This window comes from Ruegeria sp. HKCCA6707, assembly GCF_013033515.1.
Taxonomy (GTDB): Bacteria; Pseudomonadota; Alphaproteobacteria; order Rhodobacterales; family Rhodobacteraceae; genus Ruegeria.
In genome coordinates this window covers 63,696-79,581 of the sequence record NZ_WQEG01000007.1, presented here as the reverse complement: position 1 = coordinate 79,581, position 15,886 = coordinate 63,696, and the positions used below count along the sequence as shown (strand labels likewise).

At 59.4% G+C, this 15,886-nt stretch carries 15 protein-coding genes and 1 riboswitch; of the genes, 12 read left to right on the top strand and 3 right to left on the bottom strand.

The features are described from left to right. Positions 1 to 31: 31 nt before the first annotated feature. The 3 genes from GOW40_RS16995 to GOW40_RS16985 are packed head-to-tail and all read left to right on the top strand — an operon-like array spanning position 32 to position 4,568. A complete protein-coding gene (locus tag GOW40_RS16995) occupies positions 32 to 2,224 on the top strand; it encodes a dehydrogenase E1 component subunit alpha/beta (protein ID WP_171231096.1) in 2,193 nt (730 codons plus the stop codon). Next, a complete protein-coding gene (locus GOW40_RS16990; protein ID WP_171133071.1) occupies positions 2,221 to 3,255 on the top strand; it encodes an ACP S-malonyltransferase in 1,035 nt (344 codons plus the stop codon). The genes GOW40_RS16995 and GOW40_RS16990 overlap by 4 nt, the downstream gene beginning before the upstream one ends. Before the next feature lie 41 nt (positions 3,256 to 3,296). Beyond that, positions 3,297 to 4,568, top strand: coding sequence for an FAD-binding oxidoreductase (locus tag GOW40_RS16985; protein WP_171133070.1), 1,272 nt, complete (start codon positions 3,297 to 3,299; stop codon positions 4,566 to 4,568). Between the two features lie 2 nt (positions 4,569 to 4,570). Here the strand turns inward: GOW40_RS16985 and GOW40_RS16980 are convergent, their stop codons facing one another. Next, positions 4,571 to 5,275: an SDR family oxidoreductase gene (locus GOW40_RS16980; RefSeq protein ID WP_171136720.1), complete on the bottom strand. Its 705-nt coding sequence runs from the start codon at positions 5,273 to 5,275 to the stop codon at positions 4,571 to 4,573. A 103-nt stretch (positions 5,276 to 5,378) separates the two neighbouring features. On the opposite strand from GOW40_RS16980, the gene gcvA reads away from it, so the two are divergent. From gcvA to GOW40_RS16955, 5 genes are all read left to right on the top strand, one after another. Further along, complete coding sequence (gene gcvA / locus GOW40_RS16975) at positions 5,379 to 6,230, top strand: transcriptional regulator GcvA (protein ID WP_171231095.1); 852 nt, start codon at positions 5,379 to 5,381, stop codon at positions 6,228 to 6,230. A gap of 150 nt (positions 6,231 to 6,380) precedes the next feature. Beyond that, positions 6,381 to 7,247: a xanthine dehydrogenase family protein subunit M gene (locus GOW40_RS16970; protein WP_171102515.1), complete on the top strand. Its 867-nt coding sequence runs from the start codon at positions 6,381 to 6,383 to the stop codon at positions 7,245 to 7,247. Next, positions 7,244 to 7,723: a (2Fe-2S)-binding protein gene (locus GOW40_RS16965; RefSeq protein WP_171102513.1), complete on the top strand. Its 480-nt coding sequence runs from the start codon at positions 7,244 to 7,246 to the stop codon at positions 7,721 to 7,723. The genes GOW40_RS16970 and GOW40_RS16965 overlap by 4 nt, the downstream gene beginning before the upstream one ends. Then, positions 7,723 to 9,978 (top strand): xanthine dehydrogenase family protein molybdopterin-binding subunit, encoded by a 2,256-nt coding sequence (locus GOW40_RS16960; protein ID WP_171133067.1) that lies wholly within the window; start codon positions 7,723 to 7,725, stop codon positions 9,976 to 9,978. Before GOW40_RS16965 ends, GOW40_RS16960 begins: the two co-directional genes overlap by 1 nt. A 28-nt stretch (positions 9,979 to 10,006) precedes the next feature. Then, positions 10,007 to 10,216, top strand: a complete 210-nt coding sequence (locus GOW40_RS16955; protein ID WP_254444485.1) for a MoaD/ThiS family protein — start codon at positions 10,007 to 10,009, stop codon at positions 10,214 to 10,216. A gap of 16 nt (positions 10,217 to 10,232) precedes the next feature. Here GOW40_RS16955 and GOW40_RS16950 read toward each other — a convergent pair whose 3' ends face one another. Beyond that, on the bottom strand, positions 10,233 to 10,655 hold the full coding sequence (locus tag GOW40_RS16950; protein ID WP_171136718.1) for a hypothetical protein: 423 nt from the start codon (positions 10,653 to 10,655) through the stop codon (positions 10,233 to 10,235). 163 nt (positions 10,656 to 10,818) lie between these two features. Next, a riboswitch (cobalamin riboswitch) is annotated at positions 10,819 to 11,025 on the top strand. A 101-nt stretch (positions 11,026 to 11,126) separates the two neighbouring features. Here GOW40_RS16950 and GOW40_RS16945 point away from each other — a divergent pair. The 4 genes from GOW40_RS16945 to GOW40_RS16930 are packed head-to-tail and all read left to right on the top strand — an operon-like array spanning position 11,127 to position 14,242. After that, positions 11,127 to 11,483 carry a DUF1636 domain-containing protein gene (locus GOW40_RS16945; protein WP_171133065.1) on the top strand — a complete coding sequence of 119 codons (357 nt, stop codon included), beginning with the start codon at positions 11,127 to 11,129 and terminating at the stop codon, positions 11,481 to 11,483. Then, the gene (locus tag GOW40_RS16940) at positions 11,480 to 12,277 is read left to right on the top strand and encodes an ABC transporter ATP-binding protein (RefSeq protein WP_171102504.1); all 798 of its coding nucleotides are present in this window, start codon (positions 11,480 to 11,482) and stop codon (positions 12,275 to 12,277) included. Before GOW40_RS16945 ends, GOW40_RS16940 begins: the two co-directional genes overlap by 4 nt. Continuing rightward, the gene (locus GOW40_RS16935) at positions 12,277 to 13,227 is read left to right on the top strand and encodes an ABC transporter substrate-binding protein (RefSeq protein ID WP_171133064.1); all 951 of its coding nucleotides are present in this window, start codon (positions 12,277 to 12,279) and stop codon (positions 13,225 to 13,227) included. Before GOW40_RS16940 ends, GOW40_RS16935 begins: the two co-directional genes overlap by 1 nt. A 1-nt stretch (position 13,228) precedes the next feature. Continuing rightward, a complete protein-coding gene (locus GOW40_RS16930; protein WP_171133063.1) occupies positions 13,229 to 14,242 on the top strand; it encodes an iron ABC transporter permease in 1,014 nt (337 codons plus the stop codon). A 57-nt stretch (positions 14,243 to 14,299) separates the two neighbouring features. Here the strand turns inward: GOW40_RS16930 and GOW40_RS16925 are convergent, their stop codons facing one another. Further along, a complete protein-coding gene (locus GOW40_RS16925; protein WP_171102498.1) occupies positions 14,300 to 15,691 on the bottom strand; it encodes an aspartate aminotransferase family protein in 1,392 nt (463 codons plus the stop codon). Between the last annotated feature and the right edge of the window lie 195 nt (positions 15,692 to 15,886).

The following is a 15,886-nucleotide window of genomic DNA, read 5'->3' as shown; positions in this document are numbered from 1 at the left end:
CCTGCTCGGCCTGACGAAAAGAGGAAGGCCAATGGATCGCGCGCAGATCGTTCATGAGAATTTCCTGAAACGGGTCAGTGCCCGCGATCTGCCCGAAGGGCTGCCGCCGCGATCCGGTCTGTCCGATGCCGAGGCCGTATTGCTTTTTCGGTCGCAAGTGCTCAGCCGTGCGCTGGACCGGACCAGCCGGGCCATGCAGAAAGCGGGGCAGGGGTTCTATACCATTGGTTCCTCGGGGCATGAGGGGATGGCCGCCGTGGCCCATGCGTTGCGCCCGACGGATATCGCCTTTTTGCATTATCGCGATGCAGCCTTCCAGATCGCGCGGGCTGAACAGGTGCCTGGACAGCAGATCGCCTGGGATATGCTGCTGAGTTTTGCCTGCTCGAAAGAGGATCCAACCTCGGGCGGACGGCACAAGGTGCTGGGCTCCAAGGCATTGGCTATCCCGCCTCAGACGTCCACCATCGCCAGCCACCTGCCTAAGGCTGTGGGTGCAGCTTACAGCTTGGGCGCGGCGCGGCGACATGACCCAGAGCATCGCTGCCTGTCCGAAGACGGGATTGCGATGTGTTCTTTCGGCGATGCCTCGGCCAATCACTCAACCGCGCAAGGAGCGATCAATACTGCCGGGTGGACCAGCGTGCAATCGACCCCTCTGCCGCTGTTATTTGTCTGCGAGGACAACGGGATCGGGATTTCGGTCAAGACACCAAAAGGCTGGATCCAGGCGTCGATGGAGCATCGCCCCGGAATCCGCTATTTCCAGGCCAACGGTCTTGATCTTTATGAGACGTTTGCCGTGGCGCAAGAGGCGGCGGACTATGTCCGCACACGCCGGAAGCCTGCGTTTCTGCATCTGAAAACCGTGCGACTTTACGGTCATGCCGGTGCCGATGTGCCGACGACCTATATGTCGAAATCCGAGGTCGAGGCGGATGAGGCCAACGATCCTCTGTTGCATTCCGTGCGCCTGTTGGATCAAGCGGGCGCGCTGACACCGGAACAGGCGCTGCACATCTACACCGATACCTGCGCCCGCACAGACAGGGTGGCCGCAGAGGCCGCGCGCCGCCCGCATCTGGAAGATGCCGCGCAGGTCATGGCCAGCCTGATCCCCCCGAAACGCCCGTGCAAACCAACAAATGGCCCCAGCGCCGACGCGCGCGCGTCGGCCTTTGGCGGTGACATGCGCGCAATGGCAGAGCCGCAACCCATGAGTCGTCTGATCAACTGGGCACTCACCGACCTGATGCTGGAGCATGGTGAAGTGGTCTGCATGGGCGAGGATGTGGGTCGCAAGGGCGGCGTCTATGGCGTGACGCAAAAGCTGCAACAGCGCTTTGGTCCGGATCGCGTGATCGACACCTTGCTGGATGAACAGTCCATTCTGGGCCTCGCCATCGGGATGGCCCATAACGGTTTCGTTCCGATCCCCGAGATCCAGTTTCTGGCCTATCTGCACAATGCCGAGGATCAGATCCGGGGTGAGGCCGCGACCTTGCCGTTCTTTTCGAACGGCCAGTTCACCAATCCGATGGTGGTGCGGATTGCAGGGCTTGGATACCAAAAGGGCTTTGGTGGGCATTTCCATAACGACAATTCTCTGGCCGTTCTGCGCGACATCCCCGGCGTGATCATCGCCTGCCCCTCAACCGGAGCGGACGCCGCGCAGATGCTGCGGGAATGCGTGCGGCAGGCGCGGGAGGAGCAGCGGGTGGTGATCTTCCTTGAGCCCATCGCGCTTTATCCCATGCGTGATCTGCACGCAGCGCAGGATGGGGGCTGGATGACGACATATCCCGCACCGGATCAGCGCATCGCGCTGGGCGAGGTCGGGGTGCATGGCGACGGAGACGATCTGGCCATCGTGACTTATGGCAATGGGCACTATTTGTCGAAACAGGCGCAGCCGGAGCTTGAAGCAGCAGGGCTGAAGACGCGGATCATTGATATGCGCTGGTTGGCGCCTTTGCCCGCTGAGGCTCTGATCAGGGCCACCAAAGGGTGCAAACACATCCTGATCGTCGATGAATGCCGCCGCACCGGCAGCCAGTCCGAAGGGTTGATAACACTCTTTGCCGAAAAATGCGCCTCGATCCCAACTGCGCGCGTGGTGGCTGAGGACAGTTTCATCGCGACCGGCCCAGCCTACGCCGCGCCGCTCCCGTCGAAAGAGAGCATCGTGACCGCTGCTCTCGACCTGACCGGAGGCCGCGCATGACCCGAACCGCCGTTGTGATCTGCCCCGGCAGGGGCACCTATAACAAGCCGGAATTGGGCTATCTGCACCGGCATCACGCTGACCGGATGCGGATGTTCCAAAGCTTTGACGTCATTCGTGCCGAGAATGGCCAGCAGCCCGTGACCGCTCTGGACAGCGCGGATCGATATGCGGTTAGCACATATTCACGCGGCGATGTGGCCTCGCCCCTGATCTATGCGGCCTCTCTGGCCGATGCGCAGGCACTGGCGGACGATCTCGAAGTGGTCGCTGTCACCGGAAACTCTATGGGCTGGTATATCGCTCTGGCAGCGGCAGGTGCGGTGTCGCCCGAAGACGGGTTCCGTGTCGTCAATACGATGGGCAGTTTGATGCAAGATCATTTGATCGGCGGTCAATTGGTCTATCCCTTCACGGATGAAAGCTGGGCCGATAACCCCCTACGCAAGGCCGAGTTGCTGGCAGAGGTGGAACGAATCAACCAGATCGAAGGTCATGTTCTGGCGCTGTCCATCGACCTGGGTGGAATGCTGGTGCTTGCGGGTAACGCCGAGGGCCTTGCGGCGTTTGAGGCCTCTCAGCCTAAAGTGCAGGATCGGTTTCCCCTGCGGCTGGCGAACCATGCGGCGTTCCACACGACATTGCAGGCTCCGGTTGCGGCGGAAGGGCGCGCGCAGTTACCGGCGAGCATGTTCCATCAGCCAGATCGACCGCTGATCGACGGACGCGGCAAGATCTGGTGGCCGGGCGCTGTCGAGACACGGGCGCTTTGGGAATACACTCTGGGTCATCAGGTCACCGAAGCTTATGATTTCACGTGTGCAATCCAGACCGCCGCGCGCGAGTTTGCCCCTGATCTTTTCATCGTCACTGGCCCGGGTGCGACCCTGAGCGGGGCGGTGGCGCAGTCTCTGGTTCTGGCGAACTGGCGCGGTATGAGCGACAAGACGACGTTTCAGGCGCAACAACAGGCGAATCCGTTCCTGATCGCCATGGGTCGCGCGGACCAGCGCGCTCTTGCAACCGGCTGATCCTGCGTTTTACTGGGCCCGGACACCGCAAGGAGGCGTAAGTGAGCGACCACGAACAGTCCTTTTGGCAGCACACCTGCCGCGAAGATGTGGACACGCCGCCTCTGACCCGCGACCTGACCGTTGATCTGGCGATCATTGGCGCAGGCTATACCGGCTGTTCTGCCGCTTTGACAGCGGCGCAGGCGGGGGCATCGGTCTGTTTGCTTGAGGCGCAGGAGGTTGGCCATGGCGGCTCGGGCCGCAATGTCGGGCTGGCCAATGCGGGCCTTTGGGTGCCGCCGGACGAGATCCGCGCGCATTTGGGCGAGGATGCAGGAGACCGCCTGATCGACCTGCTGGCCGCCGCGCCAGCCGAGGTGTTTGACTTGATCGACACCCATGAGATCGATTGCGAGCCCGAGCGCAAGGGCACGCTGCATTGCGCGCACTCAGTGGCTGGTTTTCGTGATCTGCAGACGCGTCACGCGCAACTCAGCGCCACGGGCGCACCGGTTGAACTTCTGTTACCTGATCAGACCGCCCATCGCACCGGCAGCGCCGCATTCCACGGCGCGCTATTTGATCCGCGTGCGGGTACTATCCAGCCGCTCAGCTATGTGCGCGGACTGGCGCGGACGGCCAAAGCGGCAGGGGCGTATATCTTTGCGCACAGCCCGGTTCAATCCTTGGAACGAGACCGTGACAGCTGGGTTCTGAAAACGCCGCAGGGAGCAGTGCGCGCGAAGTCAATGATCCAGGCCACCAACGCCTATCATCAGGACCTGCACAAGACCGCGCCAGCCTATGTGCCGGTCTACTATTTCCAATACGCGACGGCGCCGTTGTCTGACAATTTGCGGGCCAGCATCTTGCCGGGCCAAGAGGGCTGTTGGGATACAGGCCTGATCATGACGTCCTTTCGAATGGATCAGGAAGGGCGTTTCATTCTGGGGGCTATGGGCGATTTGGGCCATGCAGGCAGCGCATCGCACAAGGCTTGGATCAGGCGCAAAATGGCTGACCTGTTCCCGCAACTGGCGGATCAGCCCTTTCAGCAAGGCTGGCACGGGCGCATTGCGATGACGTCCGATCATCTGCCCAAAATCACGCAGCTTGGGCCAAACGCCCTTGCGATCCACGGCTATTCCGGGCGCGGCATCGGGCCCGGGACTGTGTTTGGCCGTTTGGCGGCGCAGAGCCTTCTGCGCGATGACCCCGCGCTGTTGCCTGTACCTGCGGTGGCAAAGCATACCGAGCGCTGGGCCGGCCTGCGCCGCGCCTATTTCGAAACCGGCGCGGCGCTGACGCATTTAGTAAAAGCGCGGTTCTGAGCTCAGACCGAGCGGGTGATGCCGCCGTCGACCCGAATGTTTTGCCCGGTAATATACCCGCCGCCTTCGGAGGCCAGCATTGCGACGACCGACGCGATCTCGTCATAGCTGCGCCCATAGCGGCCCATCGGGATACGAGCGCGGAATTCTTCTTTCTCGGGCAGGCTGTCGATAAAACCTGGCAGCACGTTGTTCATGCGGATGTTGTCGGCGGCGTATTGATCGGAAAACAACTTGGTGAAGGCAGCAAGCCCTGCGCGAAACACGCCAGACGTTGGGAAAACCGGGTCAGGTTCAAATGCCGCAAAGGTCGAGATATTGATGATCGATCCGCCACCCTGGGCTCGCATGATTGGCGTCACCAGACGGGTCGGGCGGACTGCGTTCATGAAATAGACATCCGTACCGGTGTGCCAGTCTTCATCAGTCAGTTCCAGAACCGGGGCCCGGGGGCCGTGCCCGGCCGAGTTGACCAGTACATCCACCCGCCCCCAATGTGCCATTGCGGCGTCTACCAGACGCTGTAGATCGTCAGTGGACTGGTTGGACGCTGTAACACCCACACCGCCCAATTCGCGGGCCAGCGCCTCGCCTTTTCCTGACGAGGACAGAATGCCAATTTGGAAACCGTCGGCGGCCAGACGCCGGGCTGCATCCGCGCCCATTCCGCTTCCACCGGCTGTAACCAGGGCTATTTTGTCGGTCATTTCAAACTCCATGTCTTGCCTACCCTGAGTTTGGGAATGCAGCGCGCATTTGACCAATCAGTTCTTCTGCTCTAAGCCAGTAGAAAATCTACAGTGTGTGTTTATGCGAGCTTTGCCTCCTCTCAACGCGCTTCGCGCTTTTGAAGCTGCGGCCAGACATTTGAACTTTCGCCTTGCGGCGGAAGACCTAGGCGTCACTCAAGGCGCAGTTGCGCAGCAAGTACGCGGGCTTGAGGCGCGGCTGGGTGTGCCCCTGTTCGACCGGATGCCACGTGGTCTGCGTCTGACCGAGGACGGGCGCAGGTTTCATGCACCGCTTAAACGCGCGTTTCGGCTGATCGAAAGCGCCGTGGAAGAGATTTCGGACCAGCATGAGGTCACCATCTCGGTCACGCCCAGCTTTGCCTCGAAATGGTTGGTGCCCCGGTTGTCTGATTTTACGGCCAAACATCCCGATATACAGGTGAAGGTCGACGCCAAGGAAAAACTGGCTGTGTTTGACAGCGACGGCGTTGATATCGCCGTCCGCCACGGTCACCCACAAAAGGCACCAGGCCTGCGCGCCGATCCTTTGTTCTCAACTGATCTGATCGCCGTCTGTGCACCAGAATTGGCTAAGCAGGTATTACAGCCGTCTGATCTATTGCAGCATGTCCTGCTGAACGACGCGCATGGTTTGTGGCCATTGTACCTGGAGCGTGTGGGCGTTCAGGGTAAGTCGCGGATGATGAATTTCAATCAGACCAGCCTGGCCATTGACGCAGCGGTTGCAGGTCAGGGTGTGGCCCTTGCCAATGAAGCTCTGGTTGCCTCAGACCTGGCATCGGGACGGTTGGTCAAAGCGTTGGGGCAGGCGCTGATCAGTGATCCGGGCTTTTACATAGTGGCCCCGGAAAAGCCACGGCAACCCAAACTTGTGGATTTGATGCGACAGTGGCTGTTTGATCAAATCTGAACGGGTGTGATCCAAACGAAAGAGACGCGGACCGCGCCCAGAAACAGAGGGGTGAATTTTTGCCATTCCCCCCATGGACGGCGGGCGAGGCCTGAATTAACGTCCCCGCTGAACCCAGTTCTCCCTGATAAACAGGTACGAGGTAATTTCATGGATTATCACAGTCCCGCCAGTTTTGCCGAGGCTTCGGCGCTGGCTGCCAACGCGACGGGCACGACCCGGTTTTTAGCGGGTGGCACCGATGTGTTGGTGCAGCTGCGCTCGGACCTGGTGACGCCGGATACGCTGATCGACATCAAGAAAATCGAGGGTGTCAGCAACATCGAGCAGAATGCGGATGGCAGTTGGACCCTTGGCGTTGCTGTAACGGGCGCCGAGATGAGCGAACACACCACCTTGGGGCAGGACTGGCCCGGTGTGGTCGAGGCGATGGATCTGATCGGATCGACCCAGGTGCAAGGACGCGCGACGCTGACCGGCAATCTGTGTAACGGCTCGCCCGCTGCGGATTCGGTCCCGGCGATGGTTGCGGCAGGTGTGACGCTGACTGTGACCGGCCCGGATGGTGCGCGCACCGTGGCTGTCGAGGACATCCCCACCGGACCGGGCAAAACCAGCCTGGCCAAGGGTGAGGTGGTGTCCGCCGTGCATATCCCGGCGCGTGGCGAAAACGGAGGCGACGCCTATCTGCGGTTCATTCCTCGCACCGAAATGGACATTGCCGTTGTGGGTGTGGGCGTGAACCTGCGCCTTGACGGCGACACGATCACCGAAGCGCGGGTCTGTCTGGGGGCCGTGGCCCCAACCGTTCTTTTGGTGGAAGACTGCGCCAAGGCGATTATCGGCAGCACGCTCGATGACACCGCTCTGGAGGCGCTGGCAGAGGCGGCCTCGGCGGCCTGCAACCCGATTGACGACAAGCGCGGCACCATCGCGTTCCGCACCGAGGTCGCCGGAGTTTTGGCCAAACGCGCGGCGAAAATCGCCTATGCCCGCGCGAAGGGAGAAAAAGCATGAGCAAGTTTCACGTAACAACTCAGGTCAATGGCGACGAGGTCGAGTTCCTGTGTGATCCCCGCGAAACCCTGTTGGACTGCCTGCGCGACAAGCTGAACCTGACCGGCGCCAAAGAAGGCTGCGGCACGGGCGATTGCGGCGCGTGCTCGGTCACCGTTGATGGGCGTCTGGTGTGTTCATGCCTGATGCTGGGGGTCGAGGCTGAGGGCAAGCAGATCGAAACGGTCGAAGGCATTGCGGATGGTGATGTTTTGCACCCGTTGCAAAAGAAGATGATCGAATATGCCGCCCTGCAATGCGGTATCTGCACGCCGGGCATTCTGGTGGCAGCCAAGTCACTGCTGGAAAAGAACCCCAACCCGACCGAAGAAGAAACCCGGTATTGGCTGGCAGGCAATCTCTGCCGCTGCACCGGCTATGACAAGATCATTCGCGCCGTGATGGACACGGCAGCTGACCTGCGGGAGGCATCGTAATGGCACTTGACGATCGCAAATCTGGTTTCACCTTTGTTGGTACGCGCCCTGACCGCCCCGATGGTCTGGACAAAGTGACAGGCCGTGCCAAGTTCGGTGCTGATATGTCGGCCCCTGGTATGCTGCACGGCGCCATTCTGCGCTCGCCCCACGCACATGCGCGGATCGTCCGCATCGATACATCGAAGGCCGAGGCACATAAGTACGTCAAAGCTGTCGTCACCCGTGCCGATTTCGCCGAGGTTCCCTTCAAGCCCGGGCTGGAAGGCGAATTCTGGAACGTGCTGGAAAACGTCATGGCCGGGGAAAAGGCACTGTATGACGGGCACGCGGTTGCTGCCATTGCGGCCACGTCGGCTTTGGCTGCACGCGATGCGGTAAAGCTGATCGAGGTGGAATATGAGGTGCTGCCTCATGTCACTGATGTGGACAAAGCCATGGCCCCCGACGCGCCGGTGATCCGCGAAGGCGCCGCGGATTATTCGGTTCCAGAAGGGGTGCACCCAAACGTTGTGCGCTATCACGAAAGCGGGCACGGAGATGTCGAGGCCGGGTTTGCCGAGGCGGATCTGGTCATCGAAGACAGTTTTGTGACCGAGGCGACCCATCAGGGCTATATCGAGCCACACGCCTGTCTGGGGCAGTTGGGTGCGGATGGCAAAGGTGAGTTGTGGTGTACCACTCAGGGCCATTGGATCGCGCAAAAGACCTGTGCCGCGCTGTTGGGGATCGAGACTTCGCAACTTCGGGTGACCGCTTCGGAAATTGGCGGTGGGTTTGGTGGCAAGACAACCGTATTCATCGAACCTGTCGCTCTGGCGCTGAGCCGCAAGGCCAATCGTCCGGTCAAGATCGTGATGTCCCGGTCCGAAGTGTTCCGCGCTACGGGGCCAACGGCCTCGGCGTCGATGGACGTCAAGATCGGTATGAAAAAGGATGGTACAATCACAGCGGCAGAAGGCATTTTTCGTCTGCAAGGCGGTGCGTTCCCGGGCGCTCCGGGTGACATGACCGCCATGTGTGCTTTTGCACCTTATAACCTGACCAATGTGCGTCAGGTCGGCTATGACGTGATGGCCAACCGCCCGAAACAGGCGGCTTATCGCGCCCCGGGCGCGCCTATGGGGGCTTTTGCTGTTGAATCGGTGATCGACGAGCTGTGCAAGAAACTGGATCTTGATCCCATCGATGTCCGCCTGAAAAACGCAGCCCATGAGGGCACCAAGGCCAGCTATGGCCCGACCTATGAACAGATCGGTCTGGTTGAATCATTAGAGGCCGCGAAGGCGCATCAGCATTACTCGGCGCCGCTGAAGCCGGGGCAGGGACGCGGGATTTCTTGCGGGTTCTGGTTCAACCATGGCGGCGAAACCAGTGTGTCGCTGGCCTTGTCCGAGGATGGTTCGGCTCAGGTCATGGTGGGCACGCCCGATATCGGCGGATCACGCGCGTCGATGGCGCTGATGGCAGCCGAGGTTCTGGGCATCCCTTACGAGAATATCCGGGTGACCATCGCGGATACCGCCACGCTCGGATACAATGATGTCAGCCACGGCTCACGCGTGACTTACGCGTCGGGTCTGGCGACCATCAAGGCAGCAAAACATGCGGTCGAAAAACTGTGCGAACGGGCAGCGGCCAAGTGGGGCATCCCGGTAGATGCAGTCAAATGGGAAAACGGCTGCGCGGTTCCGTCGGGCCCCAATGCGGGCGATTTCGATCCTTTGCCACTGGCCGAGATCACGGCCAACATGGGTTCGACGGGCGGTCCAATCTCGGGCCATTTCGAGGCGACACCCGAGGGCGCAGGCGTATCCTTTGGCATTCATATCGTTGACGCCGAGGTTGACCCCGAGACCGGTAAAACCAGCGTGTCTCGCTATACCGTTATCCAGGATGCGGGCAAGGCGATCCACCCGGCTTATGTGGAAGGCCAGTATCAGGGGGGCGCTGCGCAAGGTATCGGCTGGGCGCTGAACGAAGAGTATATCTACGGCGACGATGGTCGCCTGCAGAACTCGATCTTCCTGGACTACCGCATCCCTGTCGCCAGTGACCTTCCGATGATCGATACGGTGATTGTCGAGGTCCCGAACCCTGGCCACCCTTACGGAGTGCGCGGTGTCGGAGAAACCGGGATCGTGCCACCCTTGGCGGCCATCGCCAACGCGGTATCGCACGCAGCGGGTGTACGGATGCGCCAGCTGCCCATGTCACCGCCGCGTATTCTGGCGGCGCTGAAGCAGGATGGTTGAAGTCAACCTTTGGTCAGGTCTCCGGTCATTGACCGGGGGCCAGCAGGTTGTCGAAGTCGACGCCACGACGACGGGCGAAATATTGCGCGAGCTTGTGCGTCGCTACCCCCAATTGCAGGCGCCTATAGATGCCGGCGTCTCAATCGCGATCAATGGCCGGATCATCGCCTCGGGACTGTCCGAGCCAGTGCCCGAAGGCGCTGAAGTTTACTTGATGCAGCGCCTAAGGGGGGGCTAAACCGACCTTTCTGGCTTCAGCGGTAGCGGTACTGGGGCGTAAAAAAGTGCTGATTGCGAAATCCCTTGTGATGCACCTTGCCATGATGCTTGGGTTTCTTCTTGATCACATGTCCGCTATGGCCGCGGAACTTGCGAGGCTGGTACGGATAATAGCCATAATGTTTGAACAGGAACTTCTTCCCAACTGATTTTTTCTTGAGTGTCTTGACCTTTACAACCGGCGCCGCCGGTTTGGCTTTCGCCGTTTGCGCAACATAAGCATAATGCTTGTGGACAGCTGGCGAAGAGAGCTGAGGCACATGAGCGTTACCTGCCTGAATGATCTTGTAGACCGCTCCTTGAGGATGGTGTGCGTCATTCGCGGTTGCCATATGCGGCCCGAAGCCGGCAACTAGCGCAACCAGGGCAGGAAGTAACTTGGAAATTGAACGTGTCATAACGTCTCCTTTCATCGGCCCAGTTTGGGGGCTTGATACAAAGGTGGGGATGACCCGCGCTGACGCCCAATAAACCCCGATCACGCTCTGGCGGGTTGTTGTGAGATCGGGTGGATCAAATTTTTGTGCCCTGTCGAATCCGGTTGACGCGTTTTGCGATCTCAGGCACTCAGATTGTGATGGTTCCTGCGGGTCCGCCCAAGGGATGAAAAGGGAACACGGTGCGGTGTACGAAGCCACCTAGTCCGTGACTGCCCCCGCAACTGTAAGCGGTGAGCAAAGCCAATCAGCCACTGATCCATCGGATCGGGAAGGACGGCCAAGCGATGACCCGCAAGTCAGGAGACCTGCCATCTTCGATTCAACCACACCGGGGCGGGGTGCCCTGGAAGGAGGTCAAGATGGCGCGTTCAGCGTGCAGCAATACGACTGATACCTTCCGTCCTCGTTTGGCAATAAGCGAGACGGCAAATGACTGCCAATCCTGATCACTTCATTCTGATCTGTTCGACCTGTGACGGTGGAGCTGCTGTCAGCGCAGAAATCGCTGCAGAGGTCAGCAGTTTGCCGAATGGATTTGCCATTCGGCACGTGTCTTGTATGGCTGGCTGTGAGCGGCCATGCACCGTCGGGTTTCAAGCCACAGACAAGGCGCAGTATCTCTTTGGTGATATCGAAAGCGATGGTGACATCGCCGCCCTGCTTACCTTTGCACGGCAATATCATATCAGCGCAGATGGCTGGACGAAGGCCACCGACAGGCCTAAGGCGCTGCTACACAAAACGCTCGCCCGCCTACCCCGGATCGGAGAGGGGGTGCTGCAATGACACAACCGGCCTTTCTGGTTGCCGAGAACCTGGAATACTACGCGTTGAACGGTGATGTTTTGCTGCAGGACGTGACTTTTGCGCTTGAGGAAGGTGCCATCCTTGCCATTGCCGGACCAAACGGCGCCGGCAAGACCACATTGTTGAACTTGCTGTGCGGTGCGGTGCCTTTGGCATTGGGCGATGTGCATGTGAGCGGGCGCAGCCTCAAATCCATGACTGCGATGGATAGGGCGCGCAGCATTGCGGTTGTCGGCCAGCAAGAGTTGCCAGACGGGCGCTTGATGCTGCGCGATTACATTGCGTTGGGTCAGATCCCCATCCGGGCGGATCGTTCTGCCGCAGAACATGCCGAAGACATCAACCGGATTCTGGACTTGACTGGGCTGGCAGGACAGGCGGAGAAACGCATGGCCATGCTGTCAGGCGGAGAACGTCAGCGAGCGCATATCGCGCGTGCCTTGGCGCAAAAGCCGTCGCTGCTGTTTCTGGATGAGCCCACCAACCATCTGGACCCAGACGCCAAGGGGCGCATGTTGTCTCTGGTGGCGCAGTTGGGCATCACGGTTGTCATGATCGTACATGACCTGGTGCTGATCCCGGAATTCGCCACTCATGTAGCACTGATGAAATCGACCCGCATGACCGGGTTTGGCCCTGTCGATCAGGTTCTGACCTCGGATCATGTTCAAGACACGTTTGGCGTGGATTACCTGAGTTTTCAGTACGAAGGCCGCGTGATCCCCGCGCTCGACATCCGTAAAACTACCATATCGAACAAAAGGACGAATTGATGAAACGAATGATCTGGTCGGCTTTTCTTGCAACCGGCATGGCCACCAGCGCGGTGGCGCAGGGTGTTACCGTCGACAATTGCGGTGAGCCGCTTGTCTTTGAGAAGCAACCCGAACGGCTGGTCGTGCATGACATGAACATGACCGATATGGCCTTTGCGCTTGGGTTGCAGGACAAGATCGTGGGTCTGACTGGCATTACCGGTTGGTACAAGACCAGCCCCGATTTTGACGCGCAGCGCGGAGACATCCCCGAGCTTGCGCCCAAATACCCCACTGTCGAAAACCTTGTTGCGGCCGAGCCAGATCTGTTTTTCGCCGGTTGGTACTATGGCATGCGACCGGGTGGAGAGGTGACGCCTGACACTTTGGCGCCTTTTGGCATCAAGACCATGATTCTGACCGAAAGCTGTGTGCATCTGCACGACGATCGCCCGCAGGCCAGCATGGATCTGCTGTTTGACGATGTGCTGCGGCTTGGGCAGGTCATGCATGTCGAGGACAAGGCCGAGGCGCTGGTTTCAGACTGGAAAGACCAACTGGCCACCATCGAGTCGCAGACCGCCGACTTGGAAAAACCCCGTGTTTTCCTTTTGGACGGTCCTGCAGACGCACCGTTCACCGCCGGTAAATTCGCCATTCCTGACGCGATGATCACTGCTGCGGGTGGTGAAAACGTGACCCATGATCTGGACACCAGCTGGGGTCGCACCTCGTGGGAGGCGGTTGCTGCTTCGAATCCTGAATTTCTTGTGCTGTTGGACTATCAAACCGGCAACGGCGCCGAGGATACGTTCAAGTTTTTGCAGGACCATCCGGTCATGTCGCAAACCGACGCGGTGAAAAACGCGCGCTGGATTGGCCTGCGTTATGAAGAGCTGACACCGGGACCGGCAAATATCGAGGCGATCTCGAAAATGGCGAAGGCCATGCACCCGAGCCTGAACTGACATGACCCGCACGGGCCTTGTCTTTGCTTTGGGGGTGGTCTTATTGGCCGCCCTTTTGATGGTGTCTACGGCCTATGGCACCACGCCCATTCCTGTTTCCGAGGTTTGGGCGGCAATCCGGCAAGGTGCGGGACTTTCTGATTCAGAGATGTCGCCGACGCACCGCATTGTCTTTGACCTGCGCTTACCCCGCGCTTTGTTTGCCGCGGTCATAGGTGCTGGGCTTGGCATCGTGGGGGTAGTCCTTCAGACAACCACGCGTAACGATCTGGCCGATCCATTTCTGTTTGGTCTGTCTTCGGGTGCTGCGGCCGGTGCGGTGTTTGTCATCACTGTCACGGGCGACATTCTGGGTATCTGGACACTGCCTCTGGCTGCGTTCTGCGGCGGGCTTGTGGCCTCGGGCATTGTGTTGGCACTGGTCCATGGCCTACGCACCAGCGCTCCGGAAAAGTTGATCCTGGCGGGTCTGGCGGTGTCGTTCCTGTTTTCGGCGATCACCAACTATCTGATCTTTTCCGGCGACAACCGCGCGGCGCATTCAGTGATTTTCTGGATGCTGGGCGGGCTGGGACTGGCCCGGTGGGAAACGTTTCCTTTGGTTTGCGCGGGGCTGGGTCTGATCCTGGCCTATTCCCTCTATCGCAGCCGCTGGCTGGATGCGCTGCTGACCGGAGATCTGACCGCCGCTACATTGGGCGTGCCGGTGCAAGGGGTTCGGTTCAAGATGTTCTTTGTTGCCGCTTTGGCGACGGCAATGTTCGTCTCCGTTGCAGGTGTCATCGGGTTTGTGGGTCTTATGGTGCCCCATATCGCGCGGGGCATAGTGGGCCCGCTGCATCGCCAATTGCTGCCGACAGCTGCTTTGGTCGGCGCCATGTTGCTGACCGTATCAGATATCCTCAGCCGCCTTATGTTGTCTCCACAGGAATTGCCGGTCGGCATTGTCACGACCTCATTGGGGTCGGTCTTTGTATTCCTGTTGCTGTTCAAAAGCCGAAACACCATGCGCTGAACGAAAAAAAAGCCGGGCGCTGGGCCCGGCTTTCTGACTTGGGTTTCAGTTGCTGCGTTAGCTGAACACACGCCCCAGCGCGCCATCGACGGCGTCGGTGATCTGGTCGATATCATCTGCTGTCGCGATCAGTGCAGGCGAGAAACACAGCGTGTTGTTGCGGCCCGGGATCGAGCGGTTGGTGACGCCGATGATCACACCTTGCGCCATGCAATCCGCCACAACCGCCTGCGCCAGCTTTTCGTCCACAGGCTCACGGGTCGAACGATCTGCCACCAACTCGGCACCTTGGAACAGGCCTTTACCGCGCACATCGCCGATCACCGCGTGCTTTTCCATCAGGCCCTGAAGATTGCTCATCAGGCGTTCGCCCATGACGGTGCAATTTTGCAGCAGGTTTTCATCTTCGATGATCTTCAGGTTCTCGATCGCAGCGGTTGGTCCGGCGGTGCATCCACCAAAGGTCGAGATGTCGCGGAAATAGTTCATCGGATCGTCCGCATTATCTTTGAACATGTCAAAGATCTCTTCGGTGGTCACCAGACACGCAATCGCGGCATAGCCCGAGGCGACACCCTTGGCCATGGTCACGAAATCGGGCTCGATGCCATAGTGCTGATAGCCGAACCAGGTGCCGGTACGACCTACACCGCAAACAACCTCGTCGATATGCAGCAAGATGTCATATTTCTTGCAGATCTCTTGCACACGCGGCCAATAGCCTTCGGGCGCTTCGATCACGCCACCGCCCGCTGTCACCGGCTCCAGGCACAGGGCACCCACGGTGTCGGGGCCTTCGCGCAGGATGACCTCTTCGATTTGATCTGCCGCCCATTCGCCGAAGTTCTCTTCGGGCGCGCCGTCCAGCTCATGCTTGCGGTATTCCATGCAATGCGGAACCCGGACAAAATCGGGTGCGAAGGGGCCATATTGCGCGTTGCGCTCGTTCTGCCCACCTGCTGACATCGTGGCCAGGGTAGAGCCATGATAGTCGCGGTCGCGGTACAGGATCTTGGTTTTCTTGCCACCGTATTTCTTGTGCGCGATCTGGCGCACCATTTTGAAGGCTTTCTCATTCGCCTCAGAACCCGAGTTCATATAATAAACACGGCTCATTCCCGGCATTTTACTGATCAGCCGTTCTGCAAAGATCGAACCCGGAACCGACCCGGCCGACTGCGCGAAATAGCACAGCTTCATCATCTGTTCGTAGACGGCCTTGCAGATCGACTCGCGGCCATAGCCGACGTTGACGGTCCAGACACCGCCCGAGACCGCATCAAGATGTTCTTTGCCTTTCTGGTCCCAAACGCGCATGCCCTTGCCTTCGACAATGATGCGCGGGTCGTTTGTTTCAAAGGGCTTGTGCTGGATCAGATGATGCCAGACATGGGCGCGGTCGGCTTCGACCACCCGCGAAATATCGTTTTCGTTGAACGTGCCGTCCATGACATGTCCTTTCTGGGTGTGGCGCGCGGGGAATCAACTGTTCCAAACGGGCGCGCGGTGACGTGATGACGCAGATCAACGCGAATGAGACTCGCGAAGTAGGGCCAGATTAATCCATAGAATATCGCCAGTGTAGCCAATTCACGTATTCCTACGCATTTCTTTTGGCGTAAGCTCTGTGCTCAATACGCAAGT

Coding starts and splice junctions, on each gene's coding strand:
- GOW40_RS16995 (WP_171231096.1), top strand. CDS start 32: ATGGATCGCGCGCAGATCGTTCATGAGAATTTCCTGAAACGGGTCAGT.
- GOW40_RS16990 (WP_171133071.1), top strand. CDS start 2,221: ATGACCCGAACCGCCGTTGTGATCTGCCCCGGCAGGGGCACCTATAAC.
- GOW40_RS16980 (WP_171136720.1), bottom strand. CDS start 5,275: ATGACCGACAAAATAGCCCTGGTTACAGCCGGTGGAAGCGGAATGGGC.
- gcvA (WP_171231095.1), top strand. CDS start 5,379: ATGCGAGCTTTGCCTCCTCTCAACGCGCTTCGCGCTTTTGAAGCTGCG.
- GOW40_RS16970 (WP_171102515.1), top strand. CDS start 6,381: ATGGATTATCACAGTCCCGCCAGTTTTGCCGAGGCTTCGGCGCTGGCT.
- GOW40_RS16965 (WP_171102513.1), top strand. CDS start 7,244: ATGAGCAAGTTTCACGTAACAACTCAGGTCAATGGCGACGAGGTCGAG.
- GOW40_RS16960 (WP_171133067.1), top strand. CDS start 7,723: ATGGCACTTGACGATCGCAAATCTGGTTTCACCTTTGTTGGTACGCGC.
- GOW40_RS16950 (WP_171136718.1), bottom strand. CDS start 10,655: ATGACACGTTCAATTTCCAAGTTACTTCCTGCCCTGGTTGCGCTAGTT.
- GOW40_RS16945 (WP_171133065.1), top strand. CDS start 11,127: ATGACTGCCAATCCTGATCACTTCATTCTGATCTGTTCGACCTGTGAC.
- GOW40_RS16940 (WP_171102504.1), top strand. CDS start 11,480: ATGACACAACCGGCCTTTCTGGTTGCCGAGAACCTGGAATACTACGCG.
- GOW40_RS16935 (WP_171133064.1), top strand. CDS start 12,277: ATGAAACGAATGATCTGGTCGGCTTTTCTTGCAACCGGCATGGCCACC.
- GOW40_RS16930 (WP_171133063.1), top strand. CDS start 13,229: ATGACCCGCACGGGCCTTGTCTTTGCTTTGGGGGTGGTCTTATTGGCC.
- GOW40_RS16925 (WP_171102498.1), bottom strand. CDS start 15,691: ATGGACGGCACGTTCAACGAAAACGATATTTCGCGGGTGGTCGAAGCC.